General features: G+C 60.3%; 16 protein-coding genes and 3 riboswitches. Of the genes, 6 read left to right on the forward strand and 10 right to left on the reverse strand.

Annotated elements, in window-relative coordinates:
- The first annotated feature begins 107 nt into the window (after window positions 1–107).
- Complete coding sequence (locus ACIQTS_RS14085) at window positions 108–2,141, forward strand: bifunctional UDP-sugar hydrolase/5'-nucleotidase (protein ID WP_105657966.1); 2,034 nt, start codon at window positions 108–110, stop codon at window positions 2,139–2,141.
- A 70-nt stretch (window positions 2,142–2,211) separates the two neighbouring features.
- On the opposite strand, the gene ACIQTS_RS14090 is transcribed toward ACIQTS_RS14085, so the two are convergent.
- From ACIQTS_RS14090 to ACIQTS_RS14125, 8 genes are all read right to left on the reverse strand, one after another.
- A complete protein-coding gene (locus tag ACIQTS_RS14090; RefSeq protein ID WP_105657965.1) occupies window positions 2,212–2,535 on the reverse strand; it encodes a putative quinol monooxygenase in 324 nt (107 codons plus the stop codon).
- A gap of 4 nt (window positions 2,536–2,539) precedes the next feature.
- Window positions 2,540–2,959: an MmcQ/YjbR family DNA-binding protein gene (locus ACIQTS_RS14095; RefSeq protein WP_105657964.1), complete on the reverse strand. Its 420-nt coding sequence runs from the start codon at window positions 2,957–2,959 to the stop codon at window positions 2,540–2,542.
- Between the two features lie 10 nt (window positions 2,960–2,969).
- A complete protein-coding gene (locus ACIQTS_RS14100) occupies window positions 2,970–3,386 on the reverse strand; it encodes a CoA-binding protein (protein WP_332502855.1) in 417 nt (138 codons plus the stop codon).
- 104 nt (window positions 3,387–3,490) lie between these two features.
- The gene (locus ACIQTS_RS14105) at window positions 3,491–4,909 is read right to left on the reverse strand and encodes an NtaA/DmoA family FMN-dependent monooxygenase (RefSeq protein WP_400291123.1); all 1,419 of its coding nucleotides are present in this window, start codon (window positions 4,907–4,909) and stop codon (window positions 3,491–3,493) included.
- Between the two features lie 2 nt (window positions 4,910–4,911).
- Window positions 4,912–6,129: an acyl-CoA dehydrogenase family protein gene (locus ACIQTS_RS14110; protein ID WP_402473708.1), complete on the reverse strand. Its 1,218-nt coding sequence runs from the start codon at window positions 6,127–6,129 to the stop codon at window positions 4,912–4,914.
- 94 nt (window positions 6,130–6,223) lie between these two features.
- Window positions 6,224–7,096, reverse strand: coding sequence for a MetQ/NlpA family ABC transporter substrate-binding protein (locus tag ACIQTS_RS14115; protein ID WP_105657961.1), 873 nt, complete (start codon window positions 7,094–7,096; stop codon window positions 6,224–6,226).
- Between the two features lie 43 nt (window positions 7,097–7,139).
- Window positions 7,140–7,856: a methionine ABC transporter permease gene (locus ACIQTS_RS14120; RefSeq protein WP_105657960.1), complete on the reverse strand. Its 717-nt coding sequence runs from the start codon at window positions 7,854–7,856 to the stop codon at window positions 7,140–7,142.
- A 16-nt stretch (window positions 7,857–7,872) separates the two neighbouring features.
- Window positions 7,873–8,679 (reverse strand): methionine ABC transporter ATP-binding protein, encoded by an 807-nt coding sequence (locus ACIQTS_RS14125; protein WP_286134248.1) that lies wholly within the window; start codon window positions 8,677–8,679, stop codon window positions 7,873–7,875.
- A gap of 83 nt (window positions 8,680–8,762) precedes the next feature.
- Window positions 8,763–8,852, reverse strand: a riboswitch (SAM riboswitch).
- 283 nt (window positions 8,853–9,135) lie between these two features.
- Between ACIQTS_RS14125 and ACIQTS_RS14130 the strand changes: the two genes are divergently transcribed.
- Window positions 9,136–9,999, forward strand: a complete 864-nt coding sequence (locus ACIQTS_RS14130) for an NAD(P)H-binding protein (RefSeq protein WP_332498689.1) — start codon at window positions 9,136–9,138, stop codon at window positions 9,997–9,999.
- 215 nt (window positions 10,000–10,214) lie between these two features.
- Window positions 10,215–12,038, forward strand: a complete 1,824-nt coding sequence (ggt, locus tag ACIQTS_RS14135) for a gamma-glutamyltransferase (protein WP_402473709.1) — start codon at window positions 10,215–10,217, stop codon at window positions 12,036–12,038.
- An 82-nt stretch (window positions 12,039–12,120) separates the two neighbouring features.
- On the opposite strand, the gene ACIQTS_RS14140 is transcribed toward ggt, so the two are convergent.
- Window positions 12,121–13,524 (reverse strand): LLM class flavin-dependent oxidoreductase, encoded by a 1,404-nt coding sequence (locus tag ACIQTS_RS14140; protein ID WP_400291118.1) that lies wholly within the window; start codon window positions 13,522–13,524, stop codon window positions 12,121–12,123.
- Between the two features lie 57 nt (window positions 13,525–13,581).
- A complete protein-coding gene (locus ACIQTS_RS14145) occupies window positions 13,582–14,913 on the reverse strand; it encodes an acyl-CoA dehydrogenase (RefSeq protein ID WP_400291116.1) in 1,332 nt (443 codons plus the stop codon).
- Between the two features lie 15 nt (window positions 14,914–14,928).
- A riboswitch (SAM riboswitch) is annotated at window positions 14,929–15,020 on the reverse strand.
- 267 nt (window positions 15,021–15,287) lie between these two features.
- Window positions 15,288–15,389: riboswitch (SAM riboswitch) on the forward strand.
- Window positions 15,390–15,394: 5 nt separating this feature from the next.
- On the opposite strand from ACIQTS_RS14145, the gene ACIQTS_RS14150 reads away from it, so the two are divergent.
- From ACIQTS_RS14150 to ACIQTS_RS14160, 3 genes are all read left to right on the forward strand, one after another.
- The gene (locus ACIQTS_RS14150; protein ID WP_332595239.1) at window positions 15,395–16,216 is read left to right on the forward strand and encodes an ABC transporter ATP-binding protein; all 822 of its coding nucleotides are present in this window, start codon (window positions 15,395–15,397) and stop codon (window positions 16,214–16,216) included.
- A gap of 87 nt (window positions 16,217–16,303) precedes the next feature.
- On the forward strand, window positions 16,304–17,326 hold the full coding sequence (locus ACIQTS_RS14155; RefSeq protein ID WP_402473710.1) for an aliphatic sulfonate ABC transporter substrate-binding protein: 1,023 nt from the start codon (window positions 16,304–16,306) through the stop codon (window positions 17,324–17,326).
- Window positions 17,327–17,395: 69 nt separating this feature from the next.
- On the forward strand, window positions 17,396–18,160 hold the full coding sequence (locus ACIQTS_RS14160; protein ID WP_388024657.1) for an ABC transporter permease: 765 nt from the start codon (window positions 17,396–17,398) through the stop codon (window positions 18,158–18,160).
- Window positions 18,161–18,173 lie beyond the last annotated feature (13 nt).

The raw sequence follows: 18,173 nt of genomic DNA on the forward strand, positions 1-18,173 counted from the left end.
GACAGTACTTGTACTTCTGCACCTAAATTTAACGCCAAAGCATCGACAGGTTCATTCAGATGCGATAGACATATGTCTTGTCACACTCGTCACTTTTAGGAGTACCCATGCCTGCATTCAGGCAGATAAGAAAACTCGGTCTCGCTTCGCTGGCAACGATTTCGCTGGCCGCCACCGGTGCCGCAACAGCTCAGGCTACATCCACGCAGAGTGCTTCCCTGTCGCCAGCTGCGGGTACTGAAGCCGTCACCATTGATCTAGTTGGCATCAATGACTTCCATGGCCGCATTTCTGCTGACAGAAGCTCTGCCGGCGCTGCTGTGCTGTCCGGTGCTGTAGATGGAATGCGTGCAGAAAACGAAAACACCCTATTCGTCTCCGCCGGCGATAACATCGGCGCCTCAACCTTCGCTTCCGCCTCGCAGGATGACGAACCAACCATCGCTGCCCTGGGTGCTGGCGGCCTGGATGTCTCGGCAGTAGGCAACCACGAGTTCGACAAGGGATTCGCGGACCTGACCGGACGCGTCATCGACAGCTACGCCGATTCCAGCGGTGTCAACGGCGCAGACTTCGCACTGGGCGCCAATGTCTATGAAAAGGGCACCACGGCTCCTGCCCTCCAGGAATACGCGATCCGCGAGATTTCCGGTATTTCCGTGGGCTTCATTGGCACCGTTACCGAAGACATGCCTTCACTGGTTTCCCCAGCTGGCATCGCCGACCTGGATTTCGGCAGCGAACTGGAAGCAGCGAACCGTGTAGCTGAGCAGCTCTCCGATGGCGATGAAGCGAACGGCGAGGCAGATGTAGTGGTGCTGCTGACCCACAACGGTTCCGCTGGCGATCAGTGCGCAGATATTGCCGAAGAAGACAGCGCCTATGGCGAGCTCGTTCGCGAGGCCAGCAACGAGATCGACGCGATCTTCTCGGGCCACACCCACCAGTCCTACGACTGCGAAATCGCGGGCCGCCCGGTGATCCAGTCCCACCAGTACGGCACCACTTTGGGCAAGGTTTCCTTGCAGGTAGATCCTGAGACTGGCGAAGTCACCGAGGCCGCTACCGAGCGCATCGCCTTGGCAACCGAGGGCGCTGACGGCGAATGGGTGGGCAACTTTGATGCCAATGCCGAGGTCGCAGAAATCGTTAGCGCCGCTGAAGCGGAAGCTGAAGTGGTCGGCAGCGTGAAGATCGGCGCCATCTCTGAAGACATCCTTCGTGGTGGAGAAGAACCCGGCCAGGACCGAGGCGTTGAATCCACTCTGGGCAACACCGTAGCCGACATCCACCTATGGGCTACCTCTAATGAGGATTTCGCCAGCGAACCAGCCGAGATCGCATTCATGAACCCAGGCGGCCTGCGTGCCGACCTGCTCTACGGCCAAGATGGCACAGTGTCCTACAAGGCCGCAGCCGAGGTCCAGCCATTCGCCAACACCCTGATCACCTTCAACCTCACCGGGGCGCAGATCCGCGAGGCCTTGGAGCAGCAGTGGCAGCCTGCAGGATCGGAACGCAACAAGCTGCATCTGGGAATTTCCGAGGGTCTCGCCTACACCTACGTCGAGGACGCTGCCCAGGGCGAGCACATCAAGGACATCACCTTCAAGGGCGAGCCACTGGACGAGGAAGCAACCTTCCGTGTCGCAGCCAATGCATTCCTGGCTACCGGTGGCGATAACTTCGCCGCGTTTGCCGCCGGCACCGATCATGCTGACTCCGGCCAGATCGATTTGGACGCCACCGTGAACTACTTCAAGGCACATGACGTTGTTGAGCCGGCTCCGCTGGGCCGCGCGGTCCTGCAAGAGCCTGTTGCGCCAACGCAGTCGCCGGATCCTTCAGATGAGCCAACCGGGGATCCAACTGATTCGCCGGAACCATCTGAGGATGCAACCGACGACGCGACCGAAGAACCTACCAGTTCGCCAGAGCCAACTGGGGACGCGACCCGGTCCCCTGACTCGTCTGGCGAGCCTAAGGATGAGCAGAAGGATGATTCCCAGAACCGGGACTCCGAAGACCTAGCTGATACCGGATTCGGCACCAGCTGGATCGGCATCGTCGCCGGTGTCGTTGTCCTGGCAGGCATCGCCTTGGTACTGATACGCCGCTTCGGCAACAAGGCCGGACGCTAGAGCCCAAGGGCAAAGATAAAGGCAAAGGGAAGAACCAAGAGGTTCTTCCCTTTGCCTTTGTCCCAATAACTTAGTCGATGACCAGTTCGCCCATGGAATCCCAGCCTTCGCCGTCTACCTTGCGGGAAACGATCTTCGGGGTGGAGACCAGGTGTGGTCGCATGGACTCAAGACCGGCTGCGAAGTGGGCGGAGTTCACGTGGTTTGCCGCGGCTTCGTCATCGCGGAAGGCCTCAACCAGGACGAATTCGTTGGGGTCTTCGACGCTCACGGACCAATCGAAGAAGATGTTGCCCTCTTCGGCGCGGGTTGCCGCGGTGAATTCAGCGACATGGCCCATGAAGTTCGGGGTGGATTCTGGCTTTACTTGGTATTTAACAACGATGAAGTACATGTCTCTAGTCTAGGGTTCCCTTGTTAATTGCGCCTTGCAAACGAATGTATTCTTTATCCCTTTGGGGCATGCCGTCGACCACTAAATCGTATGAATCCTCGATGAGCTCGCCCATCAGTTGCGGGTCGAGTCCTGCACGAACCGAATTCCAGTGCTTCTTATTCATGTGATAGCCCGCGGTGATCTGCGGATGCTCGCTGCGCTGCTGGTCTGCCAGAGCCGGTTCGCATTTCAGGTTCAGCACTAATTCGCCTTGCAGGTGCATGAGCAGCCCAAATATTTTGCCTTTGCCCGGATCACTGCCCGCCACTTTGAATACGGTGCTGTCAGGGCCGAAGGGGTAATCGGCGTAAGCGCACGGCATGCGCAGGCACAGCTGCGCCCACGCATTTTCCAATTCTTCTTGCCCAGCTGTTGTTGCCATCAATGCCTCACTAGCGAAATGGGTACTCGATCTTGGGGCAGGTATCCATCACTACGTCCAGTCCCGCATCCTTGGCCCGTCGGGCGGCAGCTTCGTCAATGACGCCCAGCTGCAACCACACCGCCTTCGCTCCTACGGCAATGGCTTGGTCAACGATGTCTCCCACCTTGGAAGAGTTCACGAAGCAATCCACCACGTCAATGGGGCCTGGAATGTCAGCAAGCTTCGCGAAGCCCGGTTCGCCCATTACAGTTTCCGCGCCTAACGACACGGGAATAATCTGCATCGACAGTTCATCACGCAGGAAACGGGCGATGGACGGAGCTACGCGAGCTGGGTTGTTGGTCAGCCCGACAACCGCCCAGCGTCCAGGCGTGCTCAACAGCCTGCGGATTGTTGCCGAATTATTTACGTGCTGCGTGTCCATGCACGACACCATACCGCGTTGCTGGCACTTTTGGCGTCCAGGTACTGAAGTACGTCCAATTGGCAGGAACCGCTCACACCGCTGGCCTTCCAAGCGTTCGGAATTCACTGCTGCAGCTGAACCGCTTTCCCAGTGGCTGCCGCGCTGTTCTGCGAGAACGCCCCGCGGTGCTTAGCCGCCGGATGATGGGCGGGCAGGTAATCGCCACGGCCAAAGACCTTCTGGCGCAGGCTGCCCTCTGCATATCCACTTTGGGCCAGGCCACGGCGGCGCAGTTCGGGCAGCACTCCTTCAATGAAGTTGTCGTAGGAGCCGGGAAGAACATGATTCATCACGTTCAGGCCATCGATACCAGCATCCTGCCAGCGTTCGAGCTCATCGACAATTTGTTCCGGGGTCCCCGAAATCTGCTGTGCCTTGGCGCGGTAGTAGGCCAAGTCGCGCAGGGTCGGATTGCCGCCGGGCACCGAAGCCCGGGCTGCTTCAAGTACTCCCTGCGCACCCTCGGTCTGGATCTGGCCGATCGGGGTATCCAGATCCAGTCCGCCCAGATCCACTCCGATACCGCCGCCGATGTGCGCGATGATGGCGTCCAAGTCCAGGTACTCTTCGTATTCGGCTTCCAATGCCTTGGCTTCAGCTTCGGTGGAACCGATGAGGAAGGACAAGCCGGCAAAGACCTTGATGTCATCGCGGCCGCGTCCGGCAGCAGCCAGGTGCTCGATCAGCTGGGCATTTTTCTTCGCCACGTACTGTGCGTGCGGGGCAAAGAGGAAGGTCGCCTCGGCGTGAGTGGCCGCGAACTGCGAACCGCGTGCCGACGAACCAGCCTGGAACAGGAACGGGGTGCGCTGGGCACTTGGCAGTGCCAGGTGCGGACCGTCAATGGAGTAGTAGTCGCCGCGGTGGTTGATTTTGTTGACCTTGGCCGGATCTGCGTAGATTCCGGAAATCTTGTCGGCCAGCAAGGCATCCTCTTCCCAGGAGCCCTCCCACAGCTTGTAGGCGGCGTCCACGTATTCTTCGGCCCAACCGTAGCGGTCATCATGCCCGACCAGTTCTTTCCCGCCGAAATTGCGGTGCGCATTTTCCAGTACGCTGGTGACGATATTCCAGGCCACACGCCCCTGCGAGAGATGATCCAGGGTGGAGATCTGCCGGGCAAACTGGAATGGATGGGATTGGATGACCGAGCTGGTCATCGCCAGGCCGATGTCCTTGGTGTTGGCGGCCAATGCCGAAAGCAGGACCAGCGGATCATGGCTGGGGACCTGCAGTCCCTTTCGTACGTGCGATGCCCAACCACCCTCATGCTCGCCGTAAAGGCCAACCACGTCAGCGAAGAACAGCGAATCGAACTTTGCATCCTCCAGCTTCTTGGCCAGGTCAACCCATAGGCCCAGTTCATGGAACCGATGCTGCTGCGCTTCGGGGTGGCGCCACATTCCGCCAAGGATATGGCTGGAGGTGTTCATCAAGAAGGCCGAAAGCAGCAAGCGCGGGCGTTCGTTGAAAGTACCCATGATTATTTTCCTGCCTTTGCTTCGCCGATCGAGTTCAATCCAGTAGGAATGGTGCCGTTGATGAAGTAGTCCCCCACCGAGCGTGCCTTGAAGGCCACCGGATTGTGGGTGGCCACCGTGCGGGCATTGCGCCAGAAGCGGTCCAGCGACTTGGTGGTCGAAATCGCAGAGGCCCCGGTGACGTCGAAGAGCTCGCTGGTGGCGTCCAGGACCAGCTTCGGCGTGGCCACGTGAGCTTGCTGGACGGCAAGCTCTGCGCGCAGGTAGGCCGCTTGCGGGTCCAAGCCCAGATCCTCGTCGAGCGCCGAATCCAGTTCCCGGGCTGCGGTGACCACGATGCTCTCTGCAGCGAAGACATTGGCCGCCAAACGGCCGACAAGTTCCTGGATCTGCACGTCATCCTTGAACAGCGCGCCGGAGCCGGTGTTGAAGGTTCGCGTGCGGTTGGCAACGATGCCTGCTGCGGCATTGCGGGCCCCCTTGCCGATACCTGCCAGTACGGCGAGCAGGCACAGCTGGAAGAAGGCAGGTTCGAGGGTGGAAGCTATCTTGCGTTGAATGATATTGGCTTCTTCCACCGCAACGTCAGTGAATATCGCGGTGCCGGTACCGGTCAGCGGCTGGCCGAAGCCATCCCAGTCGTCAAGGATCTCCACGCCCTCGGCATGGCGATCGACGATGGCGTATTGGCGCCCCTCAATCCCGTCGGTGGTCGCCATGACCACTACCCAATCGGCGAAGATCGAGCCAGTGGTGTAGTACTTCTCGCCGCGCAGCACCCAGCCTTGCCCGGTCTGGACCAGCTTGGTATTGGTGGTGCCAAGGGCATTGCCGCCACGCTCGGTCGCAGCGTTGCCGAAGATTTCCCCGGCAAGCACCCGCGGGAACCAGCGGTCCTGGAACTCTGCCGGCTGCAGGGAGATGGTTTCTACGAAGGAGAAGTGGCTGCGCAGCAGGTGCGCCACATTCGAGTCCGCCGCGGCCAGCTCAATCAGCAAGCGGAACAGATGCTCGTGGTTGATAGGCGAACCGCCATGGCTTTCTGGCACACGCAGCGTGGTGAAACCGGCATCCTTGAGCCACTGCACCTGCTCGAAAGGCAGGATGCGCTGCTGCTCGCGTTCACAGCTTCCTTCAGCAATTCTGGCAAAGACCGCTTGGAATCGCTCCAGAAGTTCCTGGTAGCGGCTTTCGATTGCGGGCGCGGCGATCATCGTCATGGGTTCTCCCTGCAGAACGTCGATACTTTGAGTAAAGGAGTCGGAAAATGTGGTGCCCCACAACGCCGAAGTTCAGCGTCGTGGGGCCAAGGGCCTACTTATTCCAGGTGGCGAAGTCCGCTTCGAGATCGCGGTCCCAAGGAGTGCCCAATGCACCGTCGAGGTAGCTCGCGTACCATTCGCGCACCTCATCGGAGTGGTAGGCCTCTTCCAGCGCCTTGCCCTTTTCGGTGTCCGTAAACCCTGGCTTTGCGCCGATGATGTTGATGTACGGGAGCGCTTCTTCTTCCTCTTCGAAGAGCAGTGCGTCCTTCGGGTTCAGTCCGATCTCGGCGCCGAGCCGGGCGAAAAGGAACCCGGCATCCACGTCAGGCAGGGTCTTTGAGAGCGACTGCTGATCTACCTCAACGAACTTGAAGCCCTTGGGGTTCTCCAGGATGTCGTTCTGCGACAAGTGAATCACGCTCTTGCCCTCAGCTACCTTCAGGACACCGGCCTTATCCAACAGGGCCAGAGCGCGTCCGTTGTTGGCGGTATCCACAGGCAGTGCGATGGTCGCACCGTTGGGCAGGTCCTTGATGTCGTCGTATTTCTTCGAGTACACGCCGGCAGGCGAGCTGTACATGTAGAAGGCCGGCTCCACGTCGACGTTCTGATCCTTCTTGAACTGTTCCAGGTAAGCGCCGTGCTGGAAGAAGTTGGCATCGTATTCGCCATTGGACACCACGTGGTTCGGCTGCACGATGTCGGTGACGTAGGTAGCCTCCAGAGTCCAGCCCTTTTCGGCCAGCAGCTTCTGTGCGATTTTGGTTGGTTCCTGCGATGGGGCCGATTCGGTGACAATAACCTTGATGGTCTTGTCACCGGTGCCGGCGGCCTGTCCACCTGCCAGGCCGCAAGAAGCCAGCGCGAGGAGTGCGGCGGAGCCGGCGGTGAAAGTTAGGAAGGTGCGGCGAGAGAATGCCATGGTGTTGTCCTTTACTGAAATGCGAGTTGAGCGGGTTTTGTGTTTAGCGCTTGTCAGCGGCGCGCGATAGCCGAGTTCCGACGAACTGAACTGCATGCACCAGCAGGATCATCAACACGATGGCTAGCAGCATGACTCCGGTTTCATAGCGGTAGTAGCCGTAGCGGATTGCGAAGTCGCCGATACCACCTCCGCCGACCAGTCCGGCCATGGCCGAATACGAGATGAAGCTGACGGTCATGATGGTGATGGAAGACAGCAGTGCAGGCTTGGCTTCAATCAGCAGCACTTCACGGATGATCTGTCCCCGGGTGGCGCCCATGGCCTGCGCTGCTTCGACAACGCCATTGCCAAGCTGGCTGATGTTCTGCTCCACGAACCGGGCGAAATAGGGGATCGCGTTGATGGTCAGCGGAACGATAACCGCCGCGGTGCCAATGGTAGTTCCCACAACGAATCGGGTGAACGGGATGATGGCGATCAGCAGGATGAGGAATGGGAAGGAACGGATTGTATTGACCAGCCCGTCAACGATTCGGTGCAGTCGCGGACGTGGGCGCAAACCGTTGGGAGACATCGAGTAAAGCCAAATGCCCAGCGGGGTTCCCAGGAGAATCGCGATCGGGATGGAAACCAGCAGCATCGCAAAGGTCTGCGCCATGGCGACCCAGATTTCCGGGGCAAGTTCGATGATGCGGTCAAAACTGAAAGCTGCTGCGTTGCCGTTGCTCGTGGCTAGCACTACTGACGTGAAATTCATTGGTAATCCAGGTTCTCTATACGCGGGCTACGGTGGCAGCGACGGCTTGGTCCTGCTTTGGCTGGCGGTTAAGCGTGAGTTCGTCACTGATCAGGTAGCGGCCGATTGGCGTCACTGGTTCAAAGCCTGGTTCTCGCAACGAACTCAGGGCGAACTCTTCAACTACCGCTCCGTCTTCCATGACCGAAACCTTGTCGGCAATGGCCTTAATAACGTTCATCTCGTGGGTGACGATGACTGTGGTGATGCCAAGGCTGGCGTTGATGTCACTGAGGTATTGCAGCACCGACGTTGTCGTTCTAGGATCCACAGCACTGGTTGGCTCATCGCACAGCAGGACCTTGGGCTCGGTGACCAGCGCGCGGGCAATGGCGATGCGCTGTTTCTGGCCGCCCGAAAGCTGTCCTGGATAGGCGGCAGCCTTGTCAGCGAGGTCCACTATGGACAGCGCTTCCAGCGCACGTTCACGGCGTTGCTTTTTCGGAACACCAGCGAACTTCAGATTCAGCTCGACGTTCTGTTGCGCGGTGCGATTGTTCAGCAGGTTGAAGTGCTGGAAGATCATCCCGATCTCATGACGCTGCTTTCGCAGGTCTCCTTCACTGAGCCCGGTCAGTTCGACGCCATCCACGATGACCTGGCCCGACGTGGGACGCTGCAGCAAATTGATATTGCGCAATAGCGTTGACTTTCCCGCACCGGAAAATCCGATAATTCCATGGATGGTTCCGGCCTGGATTTCCAGCGAGACATCCTTGACGGCCGTGAATTGATCTTGGCCCTTGCCGAAGGCGGTCGTTACGTTTTCAAGACGAATCATCATCGCTCCCTTGGTGCTTGGTTATGCGGAGCGCACTTCGCGAAAATCATCTGCGTTCCACAGATTTTCCGTCGCGAAGTGAAAGTACTCCATCGGTTCTGGCTGTAGCACCGCTCCCTCTCGGGTGGTTGCTGCGACGTCGTTGAGCCAGATCTCTCAGTCGCTCTGGATGGTGTGCGTTCGGTTGTACGAGCCGAACAATTCAAGTCTGGAGTCCACGCCCGCAGGCCGGCAAACGTTACTTCAATCGGCGTCATCAAGTCATAGTCCGGACGGATCCACGCTGAAATCACGCAATAATCCACGTAGCAATCTGACACATTTCGCTACTTCCCCTCTTTGTGACGAAAGCCTTGCAGTTTCTGCCCATCTCTCGCTGGCTTGTGCCAGCAATCTTGGGTGGGGAATTCAGCGATGCCTACGGTGGTTGTAGCAGATGCAGACCAACGAGAGGACCCCATGAAGATCGCAATTACCGGTGCCACCGGACAGCTTGGAAATCTAGTCATCGACGCGCTGCTGGCGCGCGGGGCGAATGCCGCTGATCTGGTCGCCATTGGCCGCTCCGAGCAGAAGCTGGAACCGCTCGCAGGCAAAGGCCTGGAAACCCGTGTTGCCGATTACAACGCCCAGCCAACTCTCGTGTCCGCACTCGAAGGCATAGACAAGCTGCTGCTGATTTCGGCCAGCGAGGTGGGCCAGCGCGTTGCCCAGCATGAGAACGTCATCAATGCCGCCAAGCACGTGGATGTCTCGCTGATCGCCTACACCTCCATTGCCAACGCCCTGTCCGGCGGCATGAAGCTCGCCGAGGAGCACATCGCCACCGAACGGCTGCTGGCCGGATCCGGCATCGACTACGTGCTGTTGCGCAATGGATGGTACATCGAGAACTACACCGACCAGTTGATGGGCTACCTCAACAGCGGCACGGTGCTCGGTGCCGCCGGCGACGGCAAGATCAGCGCTGCCGCCCGTGCAGACTATGCGGATGCCGCTGCGGCCGTGCTGCTTTCCGAGGAAGACCAGAACGGCAGGATCTACGAGCTGGGCAGCGACAAGCCATTCACCCTCGCCCAGCTTGCTGGCGCGGTTGGCGCTGCCGCCGGCCAGGACATCGCCTACCAGGAAATGGATCCCGGGCAACTGGAAAAGATCTACGCTGATGCCGGCGTCCCCGGACCGTTCGCGCACATCCTCGTCGATACCGACATGCGCATTCGAGAAGGAGCGCTGGAGGTGGACTCCGGGGAGCTGGCTCAGCTGATCGGCCGCGCCCCGGCTTCCTTGGGCAAAGTCATCAAGGACAACCTGGACAAGTAGCCCAGGTGTACTAGGGTTCCAGCGGGCAGGCACTGGCGGCGATCGAGGCCGCGGTGCCTGCCCGCCGCTTTAACGCGTCACAACCCGGAATATTCGCGCGGCAATGCCGAAATTGCCGCGCAAACCCATGGTGCTGCGTGTCACAACCGCGTGGCGAGTTCCCGCTCCCGTAAATTTGCGCATACTTCATCCCCACCTGCAGAGGAGATCAAAGCATGCCACGAGTACGTTTAAGATCAGTTGCCTGCGCGGCAGCCATCGCCTTGGGCCTGGGAGCTTTCTCAGCGCTTCCGGCGAGCGCCGAACCACGGCACACCCAGAAGGACCCGACCGCCATCGGCACTGGAGGCGCAGTCTCGTCGGTTGATCCGGAAGCCACGGCTGCCGGCATCGAAATCCTGCGCAAGGGAGGCAACGCCGTCGATGCGGCTGTGGCAACCGCGGCGGCACTGGGCGTCACCGAACCCTATAGCGCAGGCATTGGCGGCGGCGGATACTTCATGCACTACGATGCGAAGTCGGGCAAGGTCAGCACCATCGACGGCCGCGAAACCGCCCCGGCAGGCATTGGGCATGATGCCTTCATCGATCCTGGAACCGGCGAGCCGTATAACTTCACCCCGGACCTGGTCACCAGTGGTGTGGCCGTAGGCGTGCCCGGGACAGTGGCCACCTGGCAGCGCGCACTGGATAATTGGGGTTCGCAGAACCTGAAACAGGTTCTGCGGCCGGCGACCCAGATCGCTTCACGCGGCTTTGTCATCGACGAGACGTTCCGCGAGCAGACCCTGGACAACAAGGAACGGTTCGCCGCGTTCACCTCCACGAGCGAATTGTTCCTGCCCGGCGGAGATGCTCCGGAAGTCGGGAGCATTTTCAAGAATCCGGATCTCGCACACACCTACCGGATGCTGGCCAAGCAAGGCATTGATGGATTCTATGAGGGCGAACTGGCTGCCGACATCGCCCAAACGGTACAGGCGCCGCCAAAGAGCGAAGACACCACCCTCCCGGTTCCCGCAGGGCAGCTGGGCACCGCCGACCTGGCCGGCTACGAAGTGGTGGAGCAGGCACCGACAAAGGTGAACTACCGGGGCTACGACGTCTTCGGCATGGCTCCTTCTTCCAGTGGCGGAACGACCATCGGCGAATCGCTGAACATTCTGGGCGAATTCGATTTGCCAGCCATGGAAGAACCCGATGCCTTGCATCATTATTTCGAGGCAACTGCGCTCGCCTACGCTGATCGCGGCAAGTACGTCGGCGACCCCGCGTTCACCAGCGTCCCGACCCGGACCTTGACGGACAAGTTATTCGGCGCGGATCGTGCCTGCGCCATTGATCCGGATCAGGCCGCAACGAAGCCGGTCGCTCCGGGCGACCTTGAAAACTATGATGGCCAATGCCCTGCGGCTACCAGCGAACCGGTAGTGGAGCAGGATACGGAGAACATCTCCACCACCCATCTGTCGGTCGTGGACCGTTGGGGCAATGCCGTTTCCTACACGTTGACCATCGAGCAGACCGGCGGCTCGGGTATGGTGGTCCCCGATCGCGGTTTCCTGCTGAACAACGAGCTGACCGATTTCTCCACGGTGTACGACCCGCAGGATCCGAACCGCATTGAACCTGGCAAGCGCCCGCGTTCCTCGATGGCTCCGACCATTGTCCTGCAGGACGGCGAGCCGGTGCTGGCCATCGGCTCCCCCGGTGGTTCAACCATCATCACCACGGTGCTGCAGACCCTGGTGAACCGCATTGATCTGGGCATGGATATCAGCGAAGCCATCGCCGCTCCACGTGCTTCCCAGCGCAATACGGCAGTGGTCACCGCGGAACCGGAGTTCATCCAAGCCCATGGTTCGGCGCTCGAAGCCTTCGGGCACAAGCTCGCGCCAGCTGGGGATTCCTTCACTCCGCAGGCGGAAATCGGGGCGGTTGAAGCGGTGGAAATCGCTGCCGACGGCACACTCACCGCCGCGGCCGAGCCCACGAGGCGCGGCGGCGGTTCAGCCATGGTGCTGCAGCCAACCGAATAGGCCCGCAGGCAGACGGCGGCCCCCGGCAACTTCATTCGAAGGTGCCGGGGGCCGCTGTCTGCTGCGCTAGCAGGCGATGCGCCTAGGCCTGCGCGGCCATCCGGTTGGAGATCTTGTACCGGGCTGCGCGGTGGGTGTCCTTCACGCGGTCGCCGGCGCCGAACATCTTGTGGCGCAGCGAGCCCTCGGTGTATTCGGTCTTGTAGACCCCGCGCGCCTGCAGCTCGGGAACCACGTACTCGACGATGTCCTCGAAGGTGCCCGGAGTGACAGCATAGGCGAGGTTGAAGCCGTCCACGTCAGTGTAGTCCACCCAGTCGATGAGCTTCTCGGCTACCTCGGCGCCGGAACCAACGGAGACCGGGCCGAATCCGCCCACGCCGATCCATTCGGCCAGCTGGCGGATGGTCCACGGCTTGCCGGTATCGCCGCTGGCCTTCTTGAAGGTTTCCACCGAGGACTGGATGGCGTTGGACTTCACGTCGTCGCCGATGACATCGTCGGGACCGTAGACGGACATGTCGATGCCGGTCCAGCCGGACAGCAGTGCCAGCGACCCCTCGATATCCACGTAGGAGCTGTAGTCCTGGAACTTCGCCTGGGCCAGTTCGGTGGTTTCGGCGGTAATGATGGTCTGCATGGCGAAGACCTTGATGTCGTAGCGGCCACGCCCGGCGGCCTCGGCAGCGTCACGGATCTTGCTGACCGCTTCCTTCAGCAGGTCGCGGGTGGGGCAATTGACGAAGATCGCTTCGGCGTTCGACGCGGCGAACTCGGTGCCGCGCTTGGAGGCGCCGGCCTGGTAGATCACCGGGGTGCGCTGGGTGGACGGCTCGGTGATGGCGATGCCCGGGACCTTGAAGTACTTGCCCTCGTGCTCGATCGGGTGCACCTTGGCCGGGTCGGTGTAGACGCCGGTGGCCTTGTTGTTCTGCACCGCGTCGTCTTCCCACGAGCCTTCGAGCAGCTTGTAGACCACCTCGAGGTACTCATCGGCGTGGTTGTAGCGCTCGTCGTGCTCCATCTGGTCTTCCTGGCCCATATTGCGGGCCGCCGATGGCAGGTAGCCGGTGACGACGTTCCAGCCCACGCGGCCGTTGGTCAGGTGGTCCAAGGTGGCCAAGCGGCGGGCGAAAGCGTACGGGTGCTCATAGGCGGTACCTGCGGTGACGCCGAAGCCGAGGTTCTGGGTCACAGCGGCCATGGCGGAAACCAGCATCATCGGGTCGTTGACCGGTGCCTGCGCGCCGGAGCCCAGCGGGGTCACGTTGGTGCCCTTGTACACGTCGTAGGTGCCCAGCACGTCAGCAAGGAACAGCCCGTCGAACTTCCCCTTTTCCAGCACCTTGGCCAGGTGGGTCCAGTAGCCCAGGGTGTTGTAGGTCGAGGCCTTGTCCTGCGGATGGCGCCACAGGCCCGGCGACTGGTGCACCACGCAGTTCATGTCGAATGCGTTGAATAAGATCTCGCGCTTGTTCTCGCTCATGGCTTTGCCCCCATAGGTCGGTAATCGTGGAAAGTTGCTGGTTTGCGTCGCAGGCCCTCAAGCCCGCTGGGTTGAATCTTCGCCGGTGACGGACAGCCGCTGCGGCTGGACACCGTTGATCTCGTAGTCCCCGACGATGCGCGCCTTGTAGATCGCCGGGTTATGCGTGGCGATGGTGCGCGCATTGCGCCAGTGCCGGTCCAGGTTGCAGCCGCTTCTGGTGGACGAGGCTCCCAGTCCGTCGAAGAGCTTGCTGGTCACGCCGATGGCCAGTGGCTGCACCACGGTTTGCGCGCGGTTGGCGGCCAGCTCGCATACTGCGTAGCGTTCTTCGTCGTTCAGTCCCGGGTCGCCCAAGGCGGCTTCAACTTCGAGTACCGCGCCGATCACCACGGAGTCGGCAGCGAAGGACTCCGCGGAAACTTCGCCCACCAGCTGGAGGACCTGGGGTTCCTGGTATACCGGCACCCCGGTTCCGGTGGTGAAGATGCGGGTGCGCGCCTGCACCGCGCTACGCAGGTCGTTCAGCGCGGCGCGGGCGATGCCGGCCTGCACGGCCATGAGCACCAGCTGGAAGATCGCCGCTTCGGAGTCATTGGTCTGCTGCGGCATGAAGCAATCCACCGGGACCTGGTGGAATTCGGTGGTGCCGGTTCCGGTAAGCCCCTGGCCGAATCCATCCCAGTCGTCGAGGATCTTGACGCCGCTGCGCTGGGTGGAGACCACGGCGATCTGGCGGCCGGCGAGCTCCGGGTGGGCCACGGCAACGGTGGTCCAGTCGGCAAAAATGGTGCCGGTGCAGTAGTACTTTTCACCGTCGATCACCCAGCGCCCGTCCACGGTGCTGGCCTTGGTGTTCAAGGTGCCCAGGGCGTTGCCACCGCGTTCGGTGTAGGCGTTGCCGATAATCTGCCCGGCAGCGATGCGAGCGACCCACTTCTTGCGCAGCTCTTCGTCCTCCAGCGCCAAGACGTTCTCGACGAATGCGACATGTGCACGCCACAGCTGGCCTACGTGGGAGTCCGCCTCGGACAGCTCGATGAGCAAGCGGAAGACATCCACCAGCCGTGCGCCGTAGCCCCCATCGGCAACGGAAAGGCGCAACGCACCGAACCGCTCGCGATTCAGCAGGCCTACCTGCTCGAAAGGAAGCACGCGGTTCAAGTCGCGGTCCTTGGCGGTTGCGGCGATCTGCGCAAAAACGGGACGGAAGATTTCGGCCAGCCGGTCGTATTGCTCATCCGCACTTGGTCCGGGGGTGATTTTCAGCAATTGCCTAGTCGGCAACTGTTCTTCAAACTTGTCCAGGCCCATTGCGGTGGCCTGCGAAGGGTCACTGAGCTGGTTGAAGTCCAGTCCGAGGGCATTGTGCGATTCACCAATAGGCATCAGGGTTCTCAATTCTTTCCATCGGTCCTGGCGGTAGCACCGTCCCGCTATTGGGGTGGTTGCTGCGGCGTCGTGGAGCCAGATCTCTCAGCCGCTCTGGATGGGTCGTAATTCATTTGTAACGGTAATAAACCGGTGATTCCAACCCGCGAAGTCACATTTCGTCCCAGTGCCGGCAGTGCCCATCTTCAAATTTCACAGCCTAATCCGTGTCCTGCCGAAGATGAGTTGCAAAGTTTTGCTTAATGTCGAGCAAACCAGCCTGCAATAAAATAAATAACGAAATTTCTGGGCAATGTGACGTAGTTGTCGAAGATTTTTTCATATTACGCGAGATTTGCGTTCAAATCGTTCGACTCGTTGTAATGGACACGTAACCATCCCGAGCGGCCGAGAGATCTGGCTCGTTGACGCCGCAGCAACCACCTTTGGAGTTTTGCTCTGCAGGCCGGTGCTACCGCCAGGACCGATGGAGATGAACATGACTCTTTCCTTTGCAGCGCCCGAGGCAGCTCCCGTTGTCTCAGCTTCAAGCGCCCTGGACGTGCAGTTCAGCAACGTGTCGCGGACCTTCACCACCAAGATGGAAAGCCGCACCGTCCTGGCCGATATCAACCTGCAAATTCCAGCAGGTCAAGTCGTGGCCATTCTTGGAGCCAGCGGTTGCGGAAAATCCACGCTGCTGCGTTCAGTATCGGGCTTGGACCACCCCACCACCGGCACCATCCGCACCGGCACCCGCGAGGTCACCGGCATCAACGAGTTATGCGCCGTTGCCTTCCAGGAGCCCCGGCTGCTGCCATGGCGCTCGGTTCGCCAGAACATTGCACTAGGCCTGGCACCGGAAACCGATAAGCGCGCCGGCAACTCGCTGATCGATGAGTTGATCGAGCTGACCGGTCTGAGCCATGCAGCCAGCTTGCGCCCACGAGAGATCTCCGGAGGCATGGCGCAGCGGGTTTCGCTGGCTCGCGCGCTGGCTCGGCGCCCGGGTGTATTGCTTCTTGATGAACCCTTCGGAGCCCTCGATGCGCTGACACGCTTGAAGATGCAGGATCTGCTGCTCTCGATTCACGCATCGTTCCCCACCACCGTTCTCATGGTGACCCATGATGTGGACGAGGCGTTGACTTTGGCTGACCGCGTGATTGTTCTGGGGCGAGGTGCTGGGCATAGTGCAGCGGGCGTCATCGAAGATCTGTCCATCTCAGCTGGGCATCCACGCCGGCATACCGATGAAAAGTTCGTTGCAGATCGTCTGCACCTATTGCGCCTGCTCGGCGTCGACCCAACCAACCATTAGTCCCGGGCACGCCGTGGGGCCCGAACCATTCGGCGGCCTCTCTGCCTTTCACCTACACCGCTTGCACGCACAATTCTAGGATTCTCCATGCTTTTGAACCGTCTCACCCGCCGCACTGCATTGTCCGCCGCCGCCTTGCTCGTTGGCGCAATTGCCCTGACCGGCTGTGCTGGCGAAAACGCTACAGCCTCCTCGGATGGTCAGACCCTGTCCATCGACTTTGCCACATACAACCCGCTGAGCCTGGTGCTCAAGGAAAAGGGATGGTTGGAAGCAGCCGCCAAGGAGCAGGGCGTAAATGTCGAATGGATCCAGTCCGCTGGTTCCAACAAGGCCAATGAAGCTCTTCGCGCCGACGCAATCGATGTTGGTTCCACAGCCGGTTCCGCTGCGCTCCTGAACCGTTCGAACGGTGCACCCATCAAGACCATCGCACTGTATTCGCAGCCGGAATGGGCGGCCCTGGTAGTGGATAGGGACTCAAAAATCGAGTCCGTTGAAGATCTCGCTGGCAAGACCGTGGCCGCTACAAAGGGCACCGACCCATACTTCTTCCTGCTGCAGGCGCTGGAATCCGCGGGCTTGATTGAAGCTGACATCAAGCTGCAGAACCTCCAGCATGCCGATGGACGTACCGCCCTGGCCAACGGCTCGGTTGATGCCTGGAGCGGTTTGGATCCGATCATGGCCGCTGCCGAAAAAGACGGCGCGCAACTGGTTTACCGGAACTTGGATTTCAACACCTACGGTGCGCTGAACGCTCGCGAAGACTTCATTGAGCAGAGCCCCGAACTCGCCCAGCTCGTTGTCGATGCCTACGAAAAGGCTCGTGGCTGGGCAGCTGACAATCCCGAGGAAACCGCAGAAATCCTGGCCGACGTAGCAGGGCTCGAACCAGGAGTTGCTGCCACCGTCATTGAGGAACGCTCCAATCTGGACGTTCCGGCAGTTCCCGACGCCAAATTCACTGGAGTCCTGAGCAAGATTGCTCCCACGCTGGTCGCCAGCGGCGATGTCTCGGAGCAGGAATCCGTTGATGAAGCTCTGGAAACCCTCATCGATGACCAGTTTGCCGTCAAGGCAGACGCAACAAAGATCTCCGGAGAGTAACCAGCCATGAGTCCCACTAACGTGGCTGGAACCCGCGGAAGCCAAACACCTGCCAAGCAGAAGGCCAGCATGGCCGCAACGATCCTGCGTGCCCCGAAATGGCTGCTTGCGCTGGTCTTGCCGCTGACCACCCTGGCTGTGTGGCAATTTGTCACCGTTACCGGAATCGTTGCTCCGTGGACACTGCCAACTCCGGGTTCAGTGGTTTCTGCTGCCATTGAGCTCTTCCAGGATGGCGAACTCGGAAAGCACATCGGCATCTCCACTCAGCGTGTTCTTCTCGGTTTCGCCTTCGGATCATTGCTGGGCTTGGCGCTGGGTGCGCTTGTCGGGCTGTCCAAATTGGCAGATGCATTTCTGGGACTGAGCATCAGCGCCCTGCGTGCAGTCCCTTCCTTGGCTTGGGTTCCGCTGCTGGTGCTCTGGATGAAAATGGGTGAAGATTCCAAGGTCACACTCGTGATCATTGGTGCCTTCTTCCCGGTCTTTACCACCGTCGCCTTGGCGTTGCGCCATGTCGATGCCCACCTGGTCGAAGCAGCCCGCGCCTTCGGGTTGAAGGGATTGAAGCTGCTGCGCACGGTCCAGCTGCCCGCAGTGGTCCCTTCGATCTTCTCCGGACTGCGTTTGGCACTAGCCCAAGCTTGGCTCTTCCTGGTCGCAGCCGAACTCCTCGGCGCGTCAATGGGCCTTGGCTTCTTGCTCACCGACTCGCAGAACAACGGCCGATTGGACCGCCTAATCATGACCATCGTGCTGCTGGCCGTCTTTGGAAAGATCACCGATGCCCTGCTGTCGATAGCAGAACGCTGGGCTATCAAGCGCTGGACCTGAAACCGGACCAGCT

This window comes from Glutamicibacter sp. NPDC090743 (genome assembly GCF_044769125.1).
GTDB lineage: Bacteria > Actinomycetota > Actinomycetes > Actinomycetales > Micrococcaceae > Glutamicibacter.

Coding starts and splice junctions, on each gene's coding strand:
- ACIQTS_RS14085 (WP_105657966.1), top strand. CDS start 108: ATGCCTGCATTCAGGCAGATAAGAAAACTCGGTCTCGCTTCGCTGGCA.
- ACIQTS_RS14090 (WP_105657965.1), bottom strand. CDS start 2,535: ATGTACTTCATCGTTGTTAAATACCAAGTAAAGCCAGAATCCACCCCG.
- ACIQTS_RS14095 (WP_105657964.1), bottom strand. CDS start 2,959: ATGGCAACAACAGCTGGGCAAGAAGAATTGGAAAATGCGTGGGCGCAG.
- ACIQTS_RS14100 (WP_332502855.1), bottom strand. CDS start 3,386: ATGGACACGCAGCACGTAAATAATTCGGCAACAATCCGCAGGCTGTTG.
- ACIQTS_RS14105 (WP_400291123.1), bottom strand. CDS start 4,909: ATGGGTACTTTCAACGAACGCCCGCGCTTGCTGCTTTCGGCCTTCTTG.
- ACIQTS_RS14110 (WP_402473708.1), bottom strand. CDS start 6,129: ATGACGATGATCGCCGCGCCCGCAATCGAAAGCCGCTACCAGGAACTT.
- ACIQTS_RS14115 (WP_105657961.1), bottom strand. CDS start 7,096: ATGGCATTCTCTCGCCGCACCTTCCTAACTTTCACCGCCGGCTCCGCC.
- ACIQTS_RS14120 (WP_105657960.1), bottom strand. CDS start 7,856: ATGAATTTCACGTCAGTAGTGCTAGCCACGAGCAACGGCAACGCAGCA.
- ACIQTS_RS14125 (WP_286134248.1), bottom strand. CDS start 8,679: ATGATGATTCGTCTTGAAAACGTAACGACCGCCTTCGGCAAGGGCCAA.
- ACIQTS_RS14130 (WP_332498689.1), top strand. CDS start 9,136: ATGAAGATCGCAATTACCGGTGCCACCGGACAGCTTGGAAATCTAGTC.
- ggt (WP_402473709.1), top strand. CDS start 10,215: ATGCCACGAGTACGTTTAAGATCAGTTGCCTGCGCGGCAGCCATCGCC.
- ACIQTS_RS14140 (WP_400291118.1), bottom strand. CDS start 13,524: ATGAGCGAGAACAAGCGCGAGATCTTATTCAACGCATTCGACATGAAC.
- ACIQTS_RS14145 (WP_400291116.1), bottom strand. CDS start 14,913: ATGCCTATTGGTGAATCGCACAATGCCCTCGGACTGGACTTCAACCAG.
- ACIQTS_RS14150 (WP_332595239.1), top strand. CDS start 15,395: ATGACTCTTTCCTTTGCAGCGCCCGAGGCAGCTCCCGTTGTCTCAGCT.
- ACIQTS_RS14155 (WP_402473710.1), top strand. CDS start 16,304: ATGCTTTTGAACCGTCTCACCCGCCGCACTGCATTGTCCGCCGCCGCC.
- ACIQTS_RS14160 (WP_388024657.1), top strand. CDS start 17,396: ATGGCCGCAACGATCCTGCGTGCCCCGAAATGGCTGCTTGCGCTGGTC.